General features: G+C 67.7%; 18 protein-coding genes. 12 read left to right on the top strand and 6 right to left on the bottom strand.

Annotated elements, in window-relative coordinates; translation table 11 throughout:
• Window positions 1-2: 2 nt before the first annotated feature.
• Window positions 3-956: a glycosyltransferase family 2 protein gene (locus ABD210_RS24350; RefSeq protein WP_344114403.1), complete on the bottom strand. Its 954-nt coding sequence runs from the start codon at window positions 954-956 to the stop codon at window positions 3-5.
• Between the two features lie 3 nt (window positions 957-959).
• Between ABD210_RS24350 and ABD210_RS24345 the strand changes: the two genes are divergently transcribed.
• Both ABD210_RS24345 and ABD210_RS24340 read left to right on the top strand, forming a co-directional pair.
• The gene (locus ABD210_RS24345) at window positions 960-1,490 is read left to right on the top strand and encodes a GtrA family protein (RefSeq protein ID WP_344114402.1); all 531 of its coding nucleotides are present in this window, start codon (window positions 960-962) and stop codon (window positions 1,488-1,490) included.
• 94 nt (window positions 1,491-1,584) lie between these two features.
• Window positions 1,585-2,325, top strand: a complete 741-nt coding sequence (locus ABD210_RS24340) for a class I SAM-dependent methyltransferase (protein WP_344114401.1) — start codon at window positions 1,585-1,587, stop codon at window positions 2,323-2,325.
• Window positions 2,326-2,400: 75 nt separating this feature from the next.
• On the opposite strand, the gene pseI is transcribed toward ABD210_RS24340, so the two are convergent.
• Together pseI and ABD210_RS24330 are read right to left on the bottom strand one after the other, a co-directional pair.
• Window positions 2,401-3,459, bottom strand: a complete 1,059-nt coding sequence (gene pseI, locus ABD210_RS24335; RefSeq protein ID WP_344114400.1) for a pseudaminic acid synthase — start codon at window positions 3,457-3,459, stop codon at window positions 2,401-2,403.
• Window positions 3,460-3,463: 4 nt separating this feature from the next.
• On the bottom strand, window positions 3,464-3,994 hold the full coding sequence (locus tag ABD210_RS24330; RefSeq protein WP_344114399.1) for a GNAT family N-acetyltransferase: 531 nt from the start codon (window positions 3,992-3,994) through the stop codon (window positions 3,464-3,466).
• Between the two features lie 185 nt (window positions 3,995-4,179).
• Here ABD210_RS24330 and ABD210_RS24325 point away from each other — a divergent pair, with 185 nt between their 5' ends.
• The 7 genes from ABD210_RS24325 (at window position 4,180) to ABD210_RS24295 (ending at window position 9,399) form a co-directional block, all read left to right on the top strand.
• Window positions 4,180-5,754 (top strand): glycoside hydrolase family 10-like protein, encoded by a 1,575-nt coding sequence (locus tag ABD210_RS24325; protein ID WP_344114398.1) that lies wholly within the window; start codon window positions 4,180-4,182, stop codon window positions 5,752-5,754.
• Window positions 5,755-5,810: 56 nt separating this feature from the next.
• Window positions 5,811-6,017 carry a hypothetical protein gene (locus ABD210_RS24320; protein ID WP_344114397.1) on the top strand — a complete coding sequence of 69 codons (207 nt, stop codon included), beginning with the start codon at window positions 5,811-5,813 and terminating at the stop codon, window positions 6,015-6,017.
• A 10-nt stretch (window positions 6,018-6,027) separates the two neighbouring features.
• Window positions 6,028-6,714, top strand: coding sequence for a class I SAM-dependent methyltransferase (locus tag ABD210_RS24315; protein WP_344114396.1), 687 nt, complete (start codon window positions 6,028-6,030; stop codon window positions 6,712-6,714).
• Between the two features lie 65 nt (window positions 6,715-6,779).
• Window positions 6,780-7,031 carry a phosphopantetheine-binding protein gene (locus tag ABD210_RS24310; RefSeq protein ID WP_344114395.1) on the top strand — a complete coding sequence of 84 codons (252 nt, stop codon included), beginning with the start codon at window positions 6,780-6,782 and terminating at the stop codon, window positions 7,029-7,031.
• A complete protein-coding gene (locus ABD210_RS24305) occupies window positions 7,028-8,284 on the top strand; it encodes an AMP-binding protein (RefSeq protein ID WP_344114394.1) in 1,257 nt (418 codons plus the stop codon). Before ABD210_RS24310 ends, ABD210_RS24305 begins: the two co-directional genes overlap by 4 nt.
• A complete protein-coding gene (locus ABD210_RS24300; RefSeq protein ID WP_344114393.1) occupies window positions 8,277-9,023 on the top strand; it encodes an SDR family NAD(P)-dependent oxidoreductase in 747 nt (248 codons plus the stop codon). Before ABD210_RS24305 ends, ABD210_RS24300 begins: the two co-directional genes overlap by 8 nt.
• Window positions 9,004-9,399 (top strand): hypothetical protein, encoded by a 396-nt coding sequence (locus tag ABD210_RS24295; protein WP_344114392.1) that lies wholly within the window; start codon window positions 9,004-9,006, stop codon window positions 9,397-9,399. Before ABD210_RS24300 ends, ABD210_RS24295 begins: the two co-directional genes overlap by 20 nt.
• On the opposite strand, the gene ABD210_RS24290 is transcribed toward ABD210_RS24295, so the two are convergent.
• Both ABD210_RS24290 and ABD210_RS24285 read right to left on the bottom strand, forming a co-directional pair.
• Entirely contained in the window at window positions 9,386-10,780 is a 1,395-nt protein-coding gene (locus tag ABD210_RS24290; protein ID WP_344114391.1) for an FAD-binding oxidoreductase, read from the bottom strand. The two genes, ABD210_RS24295 and ABD210_RS24290, sit on opposite strands and share 14 nt — an antisense overlap.
• 109 nt (window positions 10,781-10,889) lie before the next feature.
• Window positions 10,890-11,228 carry a hypothetical protein gene (locus ABD210_RS24285; protein ID WP_344114390.1) on the bottom strand — a complete coding sequence of 113 codons (339 nt, stop codon included), beginning with the start codon at window positions 11,226-11,228 and terminating at the stop codon, window positions 10,890-10,892.
• A 135-nt stretch (window positions 11,229-11,363) separates the two neighbouring features.
• Between ABD210_RS24285 and ABD210_RS24280 the strand changes: the two genes are divergently transcribed.
• The 3 genes from ABD210_RS24280 (at window position 11,364) to ABD210_RS24270 (ending at window position 14,210) form a co-directional block, all read left to right on the top strand.
• Window positions 11,364-11,615, top strand: coding sequence for a hypothetical protein (locus tag ABD210_RS24280; RefSeq protein ID WP_344114389.1), 252 nt, complete (start codon window positions 11,364-11,366; stop codon window positions 11,613-11,615).
• A complete protein-coding gene (locus ABD210_RS24275) occupies window positions 11,612-12,919 on the top strand; it encodes an RNA polymerase subunit sigma-70 (protein WP_344114388.1) in 1,308 nt (435 codons plus the stop codon). The genes ABD210_RS24280 and ABD210_RS24275 overlap by 4 nt, the downstream gene beginning before the upstream one ends.
• 61 nt (window positions 12,920-12,980) lie before the next feature.
• Entirely contained in the window at window positions 12,981-14,210 is a 1,230-nt protein-coding gene (locus ABD210_RS24270) for a DUF2786 domain-containing protein (protein ID WP_344114387.1), read from the top strand.
• 13 nt (window positions 14,211-14,223) lie between these two features.
• Here the strand turns inward: ABD210_RS24270 and ABD210_RS24265 are convergent, their stop codons facing one another.
• Window positions 14,224-14,814 (bottom strand): TetR/AcrR family transcriptional regulator, encoded by a 591-nt coding sequence (locus tag ABD210_RS24265; protein ID WP_344114386.1) that lies wholly within the window; start codon window positions 14,812-14,814, stop codon window positions 14,224-14,226.
• Between the last annotated feature and the right edge of the window lie 131 nt (window positions 14,815-14,945).

Here is a 14,945-nt window from a genome sequence, read left to right as displayed (position 1 = left end):
CCTCAGTCGCTCTCGCTGGTGATGTCGGGGTGCGCGTCCACGTCCGTGCGCTCGCGGATCACGTAGGTTGGCCGGCCCATCGAGCCCGAGTGCAACCGCCCGACATACTCGCCGAGCACGCCGAGTGCGAGCATCTGGGCGCCCGAGAAGAGCGCGACCATCGAGGCGATCGTGGTGAAACCCGCCACCGTGGTCGCGCCCGCGGCGTACTTGTAGATGATCACGCCGAACAACCCGACACCGAACGCCGCGCAGATGAAGCCCAGGTAGCCGACCAGCCGCAGCGGCTCGGTGGAGTAGCCCGTGATCAGCGTCAGGGCGTGCTTCATCAGCATCCAGGTCGTGTAGTTCGACTTGCCCTCGGCGCGATCTTCCATCCGCACCGTGGTCTGTGCGATCCGGGTGGTGGACCACGACAGCGCCACGTCAACGGAGGCGTGCGGCCCGTCAAGCCCGTCGAAGCCGTCCCGCAGGAAGGTCCGGAACGCCCGGAAGGCGCTGATGGATTTGGCGCCCTTCACGGACAGGGTGTTCGACATCGCGGTCTTGACCAGCCGGGACGACAGACTCCGGAAGAACCCGTGCTCCTCATCGACCGGTACGCCGTACACCAGGTCGATGTCGTCGGTCAGCGCCCTCAACAGCACCGGGATCTGGTCGGCCGGGTGCTGCAGGTCGTCATCCATCGTGACGACGACCTCGTAGCGGGCGTTGCGGACGCCGGCGATGAGGGCGTTGTGCTGCCCGTAGTTCCGCGCCAGTCGCATCGCCCGGGTTTCCGCGTATTTGTTCGACAGTTCGCTGGCCACCTGCCAGGTGTCGTCGGGGCTGCCGTCCACCACCAGGACGATCTCGTAACCGCTGGTGACCTCGGGTAAGACCTGGGTGAGGTTTTCGACGAGGCGCGGAAGCGTGCCTGCCGACCGATAGCATGGCACGACGACGGAGACGAACACTGCTTGCCCTTCTGCTGGTGTCACAGGCGGAGATGCGGCGATGGCAGTTCCGCCGCTGCGATTATTCCACCGTATAGAAGAGGTGCTGTCATTTCCGTCGCTGAACTCGGCGCCCGGGCCACCGCGAAGGCCGCGAAGGCCACCGGGAACCCGCGGGTCCGCTATCTGATCGTCGGTGCCGGCACCAATGTCTTGTACTTCGGGCTGTTCTGGCTCGGCTGGCACCTGCTTCAAGGCACCGCGCCTTATCTGGCAGTCACCGCGGCGGCCAACTTCGCCACCGCCCTGATCGTGTACCCGCTCTACCGGGACTTCGTCTTCGGTTCCGCGACGGCAGGCTGGATCCGCGGTTTCGCCAAGTTCTACACGGTTTACCTGATGGGCCTGGCCTGTTCGCTGCTGGGCATGCCGCTGCTGATCGAGCTGCTCGGATTCCCGGTCCTCCTGGCGCAGGCACTCCTGATCGCCATCGTGCCGGTCGTCTCCTACCTGCTCCATCACTTCTGGACCTTCCGCGACATCTCCCACACCTGAAAGATGCCCAGCCCGCCGCGCAGGTTGTCTCCCGGCGGGTGAGTACTTCTCCGCTCTCTACACCGCCTGAGCCGTTTACGCGCTATCGTGCCGCATGGCCAAACTGATGCAGCGGGTCAAGCGGCGCCTCCGTCGCACGTTGTTCCCGCAGGCAAAACCGAACCAGACACCGGCGAAGCCCAGCGCGCAGCCCGCCCCGCAGTCCACCGGTCGCGCCGCCATCGACCGCGAGGCGTGGGAGACGGCGGCACAGAACGGTGAGCTCGGCTTCCACAAGCGGCACAACTTCCGCGCCGAGCAGGAAGTCTGGTGGACGCACGTGCAGCGGGACTGGGAGGCCCTCGGCCTCAAACCGACCGGCTGGGAAGGCAAGGTCATCGTCGACGTCGGCGCCGGCAGCAAGCTGCGCAGCGTGTACTTCGAGGGCGCGACGCTGATTGTGCTGGAGCCGCTCGCGGACCGGTACATGAGCGAGGTCGAGTGGCACGACCTCGACAAGGCCGACGAGATCTACTCGGTGCCGGCCGAGCAGTTCGTCCCCGAGCTCGAGAACCGGGCCGACCTCATCGTGTCGATCAACGCGCTCGACCACGGCTTCGACTTCGCGGAGGGCGTGCGGAACATCCGCCGGTACATGAAGCCGGACGCGACCGCGCTGCTGAGCTTCGACATGCACGACAAGCCGGACGACATGCACCCGCTGATCCTCACCGACGAGATCTGCCAGAAGATCTTTGTCGACGCCGGCTTCAAGATCGAGAAGTCCGAGAAGGGCAGGCGGTACCACGGTGCGGCCGGACCGCAAGCCACCCACTGGTGGCTCCGTCCCGTCTGAGCCCCAGTCATCAGTTAGGCCAGCGGGCGCCGGCTTCGACAGCCGGCGCCCGCTCTTTGCTGTCTGGCCAGGGGATCAGAGGACGTCCCAGGTCAGCGGGGTGCCGGCCGGGGCGTCGACGCGGAACTCGCGGCCCTCGACCGAGCCGAAGGCGTCCGGTGCCAGGCCGCCGGCCGGGCGGACCGAGCGGACGTTGTCGGCGGCGACCTTCTCTCCGGCCTTCACATCCCGGGTGACGTAGAGCGAGCGGCGGAACCGCAGAACGTTCTGCTCCGCCTGCTTCGGTCCGACGATCGGCTCGCCGAGCGCCTGCTGCGCGACCTTGGTGCCCTCGACCAGCGCCTTGACCTCGGCCGGCTCCAGCGAGAACGCCGAGTCCACACCGCCGTCGGCCCGGGACAGCGTGACGTGCTTCTCGATCACGGTCGCGCCGAGCGCCACCGCGGCGATCGAGGCGCCGATGCCCATCGTGTGGTCCGACAGGCCGATCTGCACGCCCAGGGCGTCGCGCAGGACGGGGATCGAGCGCAGGTTGGACTGGTCGGCGGGGGCCGGGTAGCTCGCGGTGCAGGACAGCACGATGATCTGCTCGTTGCCGGTCGAGCGGGCCGCGCGAACCGCCGCGTCGATGTCCATCAGCGTCGCGGAGCCGGTCGAGATGATGATCGGCTTGCCGGTCTCGGCCATGCCGCGGACCAGCGGCAGGTCGCCGATCTCGTTCGACGCGACCTTGTACGCCGGCACGTTCAGCTTCTCCAGTAACTCGATCGCGGTCGGGTCGAACGGCGACGAGAACGCCAGCATGCCGAGGGAGTTCGCCAGCTCGAACAGCGGCTCGTGCCACTCCCAGGGGGTGTGTGCCTCTTCGTAGAGGTCATACAGCCGGGTGCCGCCCCACAGTTCGTGCTCGGACGGCAGCCGGAAGGCCGGCAGGTCCACGTCCAGCGTGATCGTGTCGGCGGTGTACGTCTGCAGCTTCAACGCGTGCACGCCGGTCTCGGCCATCGCGCGGACGATGTCCTTGGCCCGCTCGAGGTCGCCGTTGTGGTTGCCCGACATCTCCGCGATGATGAACGGCTGGTGATCGGGGCCGACGGGGACGTCGCCGAAGTTGATGGTCTTGCTGGCACTCATGAGGTCAGTTTCCCTTCGGCTTCCGCCGGTTGTGCTTGTTCAGGCTGATGGGCAGCACGGTGATCTCGCGCCCGTCGGCGTACCGGGTCTCCGGCTCGCCCTCGACGAACCGGAACCGCCGGTTCATCTGCCGTACGACGGTGTTGTGCTCGAGGACCTCGCCGTTCAGGTCGTCCAGGCCGAGCTCGTCGAAGGCATAGTTCGTGGCGTCTTTCATGACCTCGATCCAGGCGGGCAAGGTCTCGCCCCGCTCGGCCAGGCCGTCGGCGTCCAGGAAGAACCCCCAGGCGCCGGTGCGCGGTTCACTGTCGAGCTCCAGGTCGAAGAAATTGACGACGCCGGCGACGGTGCCTGCACTGCCCTCGCGTTCGTAGATCAGCACCCGCCGGCTGGGGTCGACACTCGCCTTGGCCCACCAGCCGGCGTGCTCGTCGGCCGAGATCTCGTGCGCGGTGATGCTGACCTCGCGATTGGGCTGCTGGTTGCGCAGGGTCCGGATGATGTCGACGTCGCCGTCGGTGGCCGTGCGCAGCACTGGTCTCGCCCTCTCCCTACCGGATGATTCGGCCACCACGGTACCGGCTGCCAGGTGCCGGTTGCGATCCGGCGGCCAGAGCGGTACCGCATCAGGTCATCAGCGAATCGAATCACCCTCTTCTGTGCGGTCGCGGAGTGTGTAACTATCTTTCGAATCAATCCGTGGACCGGTCGGAGAGTGACATGAGAGTGTGGCGGATGGTCGGTGTCCTAGGCGCGGCAGCTGGTCTGTTGCTCGGCGCCCTTCCCGGTACTGCGAGCGCCGCGGCGCCCGCCCCTGAGGGCAGCTGCGCGCCGGACCCCAGTACTCCGCTGAGGCAGTTCCGCGCCAGCTGGGTCGCGTCGGTGGTGAACATCGACTGGCCGTCCAAGACAGGGCTTACCGCGGCCCAGCAGCAGGCCGAGCTGGTCGGCTGGTTCGATGACGCCGTCCGCCAGCACCACAACGCTGTCGTCCTCCAGGTCCGCCCGACTGCCGATGCGTTCTGGCCGTCCAAGGTCGAGCCCTGGTCGCAGTATCTGACCGGCAAGCAGGGCGGGGATCCGGGCTACGACCCGCTGGCCTTCGCCGTCGCCGAGGCGCACAAGCGGAACCTCGAGCTGCACGCGTGGTTCAACCCGTACCGGTTGTCGATGGGCACGAACCTCCAGGCGCTGGTCCCCGAGCACCCGGCCCGGCAACACCCGGAGTGGGTCGTCACCTATAGCGGCAAGCTCTACTACAACCCGGGAATCCCCGCGGCGCGCAAGCTGGTCGAGGACGCCATCATGGACGCCGTTTCCCGGTACGACATCGACGGTGTGCACTTCGACGACTACTTCTACCCCTATCCGGTGGCAGGCCAGGTTTTCGACGACGCGGCCACCTACGCGCAGTACGGCGCGGGCTTCCCGACGCTCGCGGAGTGGCGGAGGAACAACATCAACCTGTTGATCCAGGAGCTGCAGGGACGTATCAAGGCGGCCAAGCCGTGGGTGAAGTTCGGGGTCTCGCCGTTCGCGGTCTGGCGCAACAAGGGCACCGATCCGCTCGGCTCCGACACGACTGCGGGAGTCCAGACCTACGACGACCTGGCTGCCGACACGCGGCGCTGGGTGCGGGAGCACTGGATCGACTACATCGTGCCGCAGGTCTACTGGGCGGGCGGCTTCGCGCCGGCCGACTACAACAAGATCGTGCCGTGGTGGGCCGAGCAGGTCCGTGGTACCGGCGTACACCTCTACATCGGCCAGGCCACCTACAAGGTCGGCACGTCGACGCAGTCGCCCGACTGGTCCGACCCGGCCGAGCTGAGCGACCACCTGGCCTTCAACAGCACGATTCCCGAGGTCAAGGGCGACATCTACTTCTCCGCCAAGGATGTCCGCGCCGACAGGCTCGGGGCTACCAGCCTGTTGAACAGCAACTGGTACAGCCGTCCTGCGCTGGTTCCGGCGATGCCGTCGCTGGATTCCCGCCCGCCGTTGCCGGTCCGCTCGCTGCACTCGGACCGCACGGAAACGGGAGTCCGCCTGCAGTGGCAAGCCACCTCGGCCGACACCACGTCGTACGGGATCTATCGACGCGACCTTGCGGCCGGCGACTGGTGTCCCGACAACGACGCACGCAACCTGCTCGCGACGGTTCGTGCGGGCACTGGGCAGCAGACCTTCGTCGACACCACAGCGATCGTGGGGCACCAATACGTCTACCTCGTCACCGCGCTCGACCGGACCTGGAACGAGAGCATCCCGCTGCCCACGATCAGCCGCCGCTGAGCCGTTTACCGGAGGAGCCAAAGTGCTTACACTCAGTAGGCGACAGTCTCCAGTCCGTGACCGCAGGGGGAGGCATCATGTCCGCCCAGCACATCGCCGGCCTACCGATCGAAGAACTGCTCCTCGCAGCCATCGCCACCGCGACCCCTCTGATCGCCCTGATCACTTGGGAAATCCGGGACCGCCTCCGCCGCCTCCGCCACTCCCTGCAACGGTCCGCCTCGGACGACCCCCTGCCGGACCCCGCGGGCGAAAGCAGGTAAGACTGGTGAGGTGATCTCCGCCGGGCGCAAGGAAACGATCAGGTACCACCAGGACTTCTACGCCCGGCACCAGCTCCACGACCCCGGCACCTGGCTCAGCCGACCTTCCCCGTTCGTACTGCGAGCTATCGCGACGGCGGCAACCACAGGACCGGTACTCGCGGTCGACCTCGGCTGCGGCGTCGGCCGCCACGCAATTCCAGCCGCCCAGTCGCTGCCGCCGGGTTCCCGGGTGATCGGGGTGGATCTTCTCCCCATCGCAGCTGAGCGCCTGAGAGAAAACGCCGTGATCGCAGGGGTCTGGGTCCAGCCTGTGGTCGCGGACCTCGAGACATTTGCCATCGCGCCGGACCGAGCTGACCTGGTGATCTCCTGCTCGGCCCTCGAGCATGTCTCCAGTCGATCAGCCTTCGAGCAAGCGCTGGTGTGCTGGCAGCAGCTGACCACGGTGGGCGGGCTTCATTGCTTGGTGATCGGCGTCGACAAGCGGGAGGTATCTGCCGACGGGAGCACCCGGCCGGCGGTGGTCGAGTTCGACCTGTCGCTGCAAGCGGCCGAGGAAATCCTAGAGCGCGTTTATCGCGGCTGGGAGCGGCTGGACTATGGCGTGGACCACTACTCGGTGGCAGAGGCTCGTGACGGTCTGGAGTACCGGTTGGAATCGGTCTGCGTGCGCCTGTTGGCCCGGCGGGCGTGAGGTGGACCACTGTGGATCTGTGGGTGGGTCGGCGTGGTGACTGGCAACCGCTAGGCTCTGGGCTCATGAGTGAGTTGACGCGCGCCCAGATCCGGGACCTGATGGGCGAGGTGATGAAGGCGCAGGGCAAGGCGCTGCCGGGTGACGACAGTGCGGACCTGCGCGAGATCGGCTTCCGGTCGCTGGACTTCTCCGAGCTGGCCCTGCGGGTCGAGGACGAGATCGGCGACGAGCTGAACTTCGACGCCCCCGGCCTGCGGCAGATCGCCAAGGTCGGTGACGTCCTCGACTTCATCGAGCAGCTCCAGTCGGCGTGACCGCCCAGCGTCGTACGACCGCCTTGATCGGCGACGACAACCGCGTCGTCGTCGGTGGCAAGACGCTGACCTGGCGGACCCTGCACAAGCTGCCGCAGCTGCCCTCACCGGCGGCTGTCCTGGTGGACAACGGCGCCGATGCGCTCGCGGCCGTCCGGCACCACGCCGTGCACGGCACCGAGCTGCTGGTCGCCACCTCGTCCCGGGTCGACCTCGGCATGCGCGAGGAACTGGGCGAGTCCGGCTTCGCCGTGGTGATCGCGAACGGTGATGAGCACTCCGTCACGCCCGCGAAGCTGAAGCGGGTGGAGGAGTCCGGCCGAGTCTGGCTGCTCACCTCTGGTTCGACTGGCCGGCCCAAGCGGATCGGGCACACGCTCGAGTCGCTGACCACGGTCCGCGGCCAGCAGCAGCCGCGCACCTGGCTGGTCCCATACTCCCCGGGCACCTACGCCTGGTGGCAGGTCATCACGATCTCGCTCACCCAGGCCGACCAGGGCCTGGTCGTGATCGAGCCGTCCGAGCTGGATACGTGGCCGACGATCGCCGCCGAGCACGGCGTCACGGCAGCCTCCGGTACGCCGACCTTCTGGCGCCAGACGATCTACCGCGACAGCGAGGCGCTCGCCAAGGTCCCGCTGGAGCAGATCACCCTCGGCGGCGAGCCGGTGGACCAGGCGATCCTGGACCGGCTACACGAGATCTTCCCGCAGGCGCGGATCTCCTGGATCTACGCGTCGTCGGAGGTCGGGGCGTCGATCGTCGTCCACGACGGCAAGGCGGGATTCCCCAAGGCCTGGCTCGACCGCGACCCCGATCCCGAGTCTGAGCGGCCGATCCTGCACGTCGACGGTGACGAGCTGGTGATCAGCTCCCCGCACCACGGCGCCGGGCTCGAAGGCGCGCACCGGACCGGCGACCGGGTCGAGTTCGTCGACGACCGGGTGCTGATCACCGGTCGCCTCGACTCCGACGAGATCAACGTCGGCGGTTCGAAGGTGTCGGCCGGCATGGTCCGCAACGTGCTGATGGCCCACCCGGCCGTCGCGTGGGCCCGGGTGTTCGCCCGTAAGGCCCCGCTGGTCGGCCGGATGGTCGCCGCCGAGGTCGTCGCCGACCCTGAGCTCGGCCCGATCACCGACGCCGACCTGGTGCAGTGGTGCACGACCAGGCTGCCGGACTACGGCGTACCGCGCCGGATCCGGTTCCTGGACGAGATTCCCCAGAAGGAGACCCTGAAAAGCGATGTCTGACCCTACTTTGGTGCCGCCCTCGAAGGTGGTCCTCGTCTCCGGCGGTTCCAAGGGCCTTGGCCTGGCCATCGTCACCGACCTGATCGACTCGGGCGTCAAGGTGGCCGCGTTCGCGCGGACGGTGACCCCGGAGCTGACCGCGCTGGCCGAGAAGTACCCGGACCAGGTGCACGTCGGGTCGGTCGACATCAACGACGAGAAGGGCGCTCAGGCCTTCGTCAAGGAGGTCGAGGGCACGCTCGGCCCGATCGACGGCATCGTCAACAACGCCGCGATGGGTCAGGACTCGCTGCACGTGCACACCTCGGCCGAGCAGATCGCCAACATCATCCAGACGAACCTGACCGCGCCGCTGGTGCTGACCCGGTTCGTACTGCGCCGGATGATGGCCAAGGGCCTGAAGGGCCGGATCGTCAACGTCACCTCGATCTGCGCCCAGCGCGGCTACCCGGGCCTGGTCGCGTACTCGGCCACCAAGGGCGGCATGGACGCGGCGACCCGCTCGCTGGCCCGCGAGCTCGGCGGCCGCGTGCTCGCCAACGCGGTGGCGCCCGGCTTCTTCGCCTCGGACATGTCCGCGGTGCTCGGCCAGACCCAGCTCGACCAGATCGTCCGCCGCACCCCGACCGGTCACCTGACCGAGCCGGAGGAGGTCGTGCCGGTGGTCCGGATGCTGCTGCTGGACAACACCAACATCAACGGCCAGGTCATGGTCATCGATGGTGCCGCCAGTATCTGAGCTGCTCGCCTCGGCCCCGGATCACCTGCGGGTGGGATCGGCCGAGGAGATGGCGGACGCCGTCACCCGGTCTCACCTGCCCGACTTCCGCTGTGTCGGCTGGTACGCCGTCCCGCCGCCCGGGTGGTCGGTCGTGATCGACGCCGAGTACGCCGACCAGGTGGTTCCGGCGCCGCTGGCCCGCCGGTTCGGCGTCGAGGGGTTCTGGGATCGGTGGACCCGGGCGGAGTGCCTGTGCAAGCTCGCCGACGTCCCGATGCTGGCGTGGTGGCCCGAGCACGGCCTCGACGTACCGGCTGATTTCGACGGCGAATGGCGGACCCTGGCGGTGGGTCCGCTCATCGTCACCGTTGCCCTGGCTCCTAGCCGGGCTTGATGTTGGCGTTGCGGTGGAACACGTTTCCCGGGTCGTACTGCGCCTTGATGGCGGCGAGCCGGTCGTACTTGGCGCCGTACGACGCCCTCACCCGGTCGTCGGCGTCGTCATCGCTGATCGCGTTGACGTAGCTCCCGATCCCGCGGCTGTACGGCAGCAGGGCCTCCCAGAAGGATCGAACCCAGGCCCGGTCGTGCACGAGGAGCTCCGGGGTCGGACAGACAGCGATGATGAACATCGCGTACCCAGGCGAACGACCACCGCTGAACGCCGTCGCGTCCTCGGCGACCTCCGCGTAGGCCTCGTCCAGGCGGTAGACCAACATCACCGACAGCGGGGACTGCTTGAGCGGCATCTGGTCGGTGATCACCTGGATCGCCTCGTCCGAGAAGTCGTCCAGGTAGATGCCCTTGTCGTAGGCATGGAATCCCCACGCGTTCGCCTCGTCCAGCAGTTGCTGCAGGGCCGTGTACGGCATCGGCGTGGCGAATTCGAACAGCGGTGGCAAGGCTGTCCGGATCTCGGCCATCGTCTGCTCGTGTTCCTCGGCCGAGGAGAATCCAGTGACCACCAGGGCGTACCCGGGCTTGTAGTGATACTGCTCCGGGACGAACGGCACGGGTGGTGCGTTGACGCCGCCGATCAGGATGTTCAGCTCGCGGGGGAGTTTCGCGATCACCTCGCGCGCCAGCCGGAGCACCTCCGGACCCTGGGCGATATCCCAGAAGAGCATCCCGTACTGCACGATCGGACCCACCTCGTGCAGGCGGAACTCGAACTCCGTGACGACGCCGAAGTTGCCGCCGCCACCGCGGATGGCCCATAACAAGTCCGGGTTCTCGTCCTCTGCTGCCCGCCTGATCTGCCCGTCGGCCGTGACCACCTGGGCCGAGACGAGGTTGTCGATGCTGAGCCCGTGCTTGCGGCTCAGCCAGCCCATGCCGCCGCCGAGGGTGAGCCCCGCGACGCCCGTGTGGCTGATCATCCCCGCCGGTGTGGCGAGGCCGTGCTCCTGGGTCGCCGCGTCGAGCGCTCCCAGCAGCGCGCCGCCGCCCACCCGGGCCCGCTTCGCCTCCGGGTCGACCGTGACCTGGTTGAGCAGGCTGAGGTCGATCATCAGCCCGTCGTCGACGGCGGCCGAGCCCCCAGGATTGTGTGCACCGCCGCGGACCGCGATCTCAAGGCCGTTCCGGACGGCGAACACGACGGCATTGCTGACGTCCTCGGCGCTCTGGCATCGCGTGATCACCGCCGGTCGCCGGTCGATCCCCGCGTTCCAGAGCCGGCGGGCGTCGTCGTAGCCGGGATCGAGCGGACCGAGCACCGGCCCGGCGATCGTTGTTCTCAGTTGCCCGATGCCGCTGTCGGCAAGTTGAGTCATGTTGCTTCCTCCCCCTAGTTCCTTCGGATCTCTTTCACCGTAGATCTGTTCAGACCCGGTGACAGCAAATTCTTTGGGGGCAACATTGCTCCGGGCGATTAAGGCAGCCTTAAAGTACCTTCTGTTCCGGAGCTGCCTCTGTCTGTGACGACCCGGTGGCTCCAAACGAACCGGTGTACGTGCCGACGACTGTGACGTCGGTCCGCTCGGGTGCAGCGACCACCCGGCGGCCGAAGTCGCGCTGGAACTCCCGGAACGCGGGCAGCTCCGTCAGACCCTCGCCGATGACGAGGTGCAGGAAGGAAACGCCGTCGGCCAGCCGGACGCTCGTGTATTGCAGGCCGTCCGGTGTCTTCGCGGCGAGCTCGGCGAAGACATCTTCGATCAGGCGCTGGTTCTCGTCGGCCGCCTCCGGCGTGGTCCGGTAGCGGATCATTGCTGTACTCATGGCTTCTCCCTAGGTGATGGCCTCTGTCTACTTCAGACCGCTCGGAAGACCAGAACTCATCGCACCGATTAATCCAGGACCGCGCCGCTGTCAGTACCAGTGACAGACCAGTGACAGCGAATTCCTGGAGGATCTGTGCGCAAGGAAAGAACAACAGCCGAGCAGCGATGGGTGCTGGCCCTGACCTCGATCGGCTGCGCGCTGGCCTTCCCGCCTCAACGGCGCGGCTGGGCGATCGGCATCTTCAGCGGCGTCACCGGCCTGGCAGTACTCGGTGGCCCGATGATCGGTGGCTGCGCGGTGCCGCGCTGGTCACTCTCGCGGTGCTCGGCCTCGTCTGGGGTGTCGTCCGCGGCGCCGTCGCCGGCTGGGGAAGCCCGGAGGTGATTGGCTCGTTCGTGCTCGGATCCCTGCTGCTGCTGGGATTCCTGGTCTGGGAGAGCCGGGCCGAGCAGCCGATGCTGCCGCTGACATTCTTCCGCAACCGCGCCTTCTCGGCCGGTAACGCGGCGAGCTTCTTCCTGACCGCCGCACTCTTCGGCGCGGTCTTCTTCCTCGCTCAGTTCATGCAGGCCGTGCTCGGCTACGGACCACTGAAGGCCGGTCTGCAGCTGCTGCCGTGGACGGCCACGCTCTTCCTCGTCGCACCCATCGCAGGCCGCTTGGTGGACAAGTTCGGCGAGCGGCCCTTCGTGGCCACCGGCCTGACCCTGCAGGCCATCGGCATGCTCTGGATCGCCCAGGTGGCCGACCCGACAGTCCAGTACCACGAGTTGGTGGCGCCGCTGGTCGTGGCAGGCTGCGGCGTCTCCATGGCGATGCCGGCCACCCAGAGCGCGAGTATCGGTGCGCTGCCACAGCAGGCTGTCGGAATCGCCTCCGGCATCTTCAGCATGATGCGCCAGCTCGGTGGCGTCGTCGGAGTCGCCGTACTGGCCGCGGTGTTCGCCGCAGCTCGCCGCATGGTCCCGTCCGCCCTAGGTGCTCCTGGCAACGACCCGGACGAGATCGTCGGGCAGGCCCCGGAGGTCAGCTGGCTGGAGCCGTTCCCCGACCTGCTGCTGAACGCTGACCCGGCCTCGGTGGTCGGGACTCGGCAGAGCCTCCGCCTGGCGATGGTGGCCGCGCTGCAGCACCTGCCGCCGCGGCAGCGCGCAGTACTGATCCTGCGGGATGTTCTGGCGTGGCAGGCGTCCGAGGTGGCCGAGTTGCTCGGCACGTCGACCGCTGCGGTGAACAGCTCACTGCAGCGGGCCCGTGCCGAGCTGACGAAGCTGGCTCCCGCCGAGGAGGAGCTCAGCGAACCAGCTGAACCTGTGCGCCGCGCGCTGCTCGACCAGTACGCCACAGCCTTCGAGAAGGCGGACCTGGTTGCGCTGGAAGGGCTTCTGACCCAGGACACCCGGTGGGAGATGCCGCCGATTCCCACCTGGTTCGACGGCCGGGTGGATGTGCTGCGTCTCCTGGCGGCGAAGCTGCCGAAGGGGGAGGGCAAGCGGCTGGTGGTAGAGACGACGGCCAATGGTCAGCCGGCGTTCGCCCTCTACATCCGGGGCCGCGACGGCGGATTCCATGCGCACGACGTCCAGGTCCTGACCGTCAGCAAGACCGGCATCTCCGCCGTCCTGGCCTTCCACCTCCCCGCGCTCTTCCCCGCCTTCGGGTTGCCGATCAGTAGACCGGCGGACTAGTTATCCACAGAGTTTGGCCGACGGTCAGCGGCGGTTGGTTCCGGATGCCAGACTTCACTGCGTGACCGACGAGGAAATCCTGCGGATGCTGCCGTTCGCGGCTGCCGCGATCGAGGTGAACGAGCGACTGGCCGATCAGCACCTGGCCCAGCTCGGCCAGTACGACGAGCGCGACCAGGCGCAGGTGGATCGTTGCGTCCAACGACTGCTGGAAGGGCTCATCCGCGCTGCGTGGGAGCGCGGCTGGGCCCCGGCAGACGTTGTCCAGCACAGTCGCCGGAAGCTCGACGCGGCGATCGAGCCGTTGCTCCTCGCGGTCATCGCCTCGGAGCACCGCGCGTACCGGGACTCCACGATCGATCCGCGCTGGCTCGACCAACTGTCCGATCTCGGCGTCGACCGCCCCTTCGCCGAGCTCCAGCTGACCACCTGGGCCTCAGTGCAGCGCCTGGGCCGTTACCTCACTCTGCACAACGCCCTTGCGCTCGCCGGCTTCCTGCAGAAACTGCCGCCCCTGGCTCGCCTCTACCCACTCCCCGGCGCGGCCGTGCCTCAGAGTTCCGCGGGCGGCTCAGCAGGGCAGAGAGCCGCGGCGAGTGGGAAGATGTTGCCCCGGATCAGGGCCTTGCTGGCCAAGGCGGAGGCGACGGACTTCCCGGACGAAGCGGAGGCGCTGTCGGCGAAGGCGCAGGAGCTGATGGCGAAATTCTCGCTCGACCGGGCGTTGGTGGACGCCGATCCCGATCATCAGCTCGACGACGACTCGGCCGCACGGCGGATCTGGGTGGAAACCCCCTATGTGTCGGCGAAAGCGCAACTCGTCGGCGCCGTCGCCTCGGCGAACAACTGCCGCACCGTCTCGATGGATCAGCTCGCGGTGGTCACGATCGTCGGCGCCGAGCTGGATCTCCAGTTGACCGAACTGCTCAGCACCTCCCTGCTCGTGCAGGCGAACCGCGCGATGCTCGCAGCAGGCAAGCACTTCGGCCATCGCGGCGAGTCCCGCACGCGCTCGTTCCGGCAGTCGTTCCTGATGGCTTATGCCCAGCGGATCGGCGAACGCCTCCAGGCAACCACGGAGGCGACCCGGGCCGCCGTGCCTGAGCAGGATGCGAATCGCCTGCTGCCGGTGCTGAGTAAGCGGGAGGAGCAGGTCGAGGCGTTGTTCGTGAGGTTGTTCCCTGCCACGGTGCTCCGGCGTACGAGGGTCTCCAACGGCGCAGGCTGGGCAGCAGGCCTCAGCGCAGCCGACCTGGCCCAGCTAGAAGCCCGCCGCCCGGTATCTCGCTGACACCCGAGAGCTATCAGGCGGGGGTCGGCCTGAGCCCGGCCAGGACGATGTCGAGCAGGCGTTCGGCCTGGGCGGGCTCGATGTCGCGGCCCATGGTGATGCCACCGACCAGGCGCAGGATGTCCATCAGGTCGAGCTCCGGGCGGACCGCGCCGGCCGCCTTCGCCTTGCTCAGCAGCAGATCGCCCGCCTCGCGGACGTTCATCTTGCAGACCGAGAAGAACTCCGAATCCTTGCCCAGCGCAACGGTCAGCTCGCCGGCCAGGCTCTTCTTCGAGATGCTGTACCCGACAAAGCTCCGTAGCCATGCCTCCAGCGCCTCGAACGGCCCCAACTTGTCGGCGAACCCGTTGGCCCGGTCGCAGACCGACTGGATCTCGTCCACGTAGACGGCCTCGAGCAGCGCGGTCCGGCTCGGGAACCGCCGGTACAACGTCCCGATCCCGACCCCCGCCCGCCGGGCGATCTCCTCCAGGGACGTGTCGGTGCCATGCTCCGCGAACGCCTGTCGCGCGGCTGTCACCAGCAGGTCGTAGTTCCGCGCCGCGTCTGCCCGGGTCGGCCTGCTACACGGCAGCGGATGCGACGCGGCAGTCGAACTCATCCCGGCCTCCTTGCCGAATCGTCCGGACGTGCGGGTCCGGACAGGCCCGCAGAAAGTCATTCCGATAATCGCTTGATAAACCGGAGGCTGCCTCCGTATTGTATCCGGAGGAGCGCTCCACTTCTGCTGTC

Source organism: Kribbella alba (genome assembly GCF_039529635.1).
Lineage (GTDB): Bacteria > Actinomycetota > Actinomycetes > Propionibacteriales > Kribbellaceae > Kribbella > Kribbella alba.
Note: the sequence above shows the minus strand (reverse complement) of the source record. Positions and strands in the feature narration are given on the sequence as shown.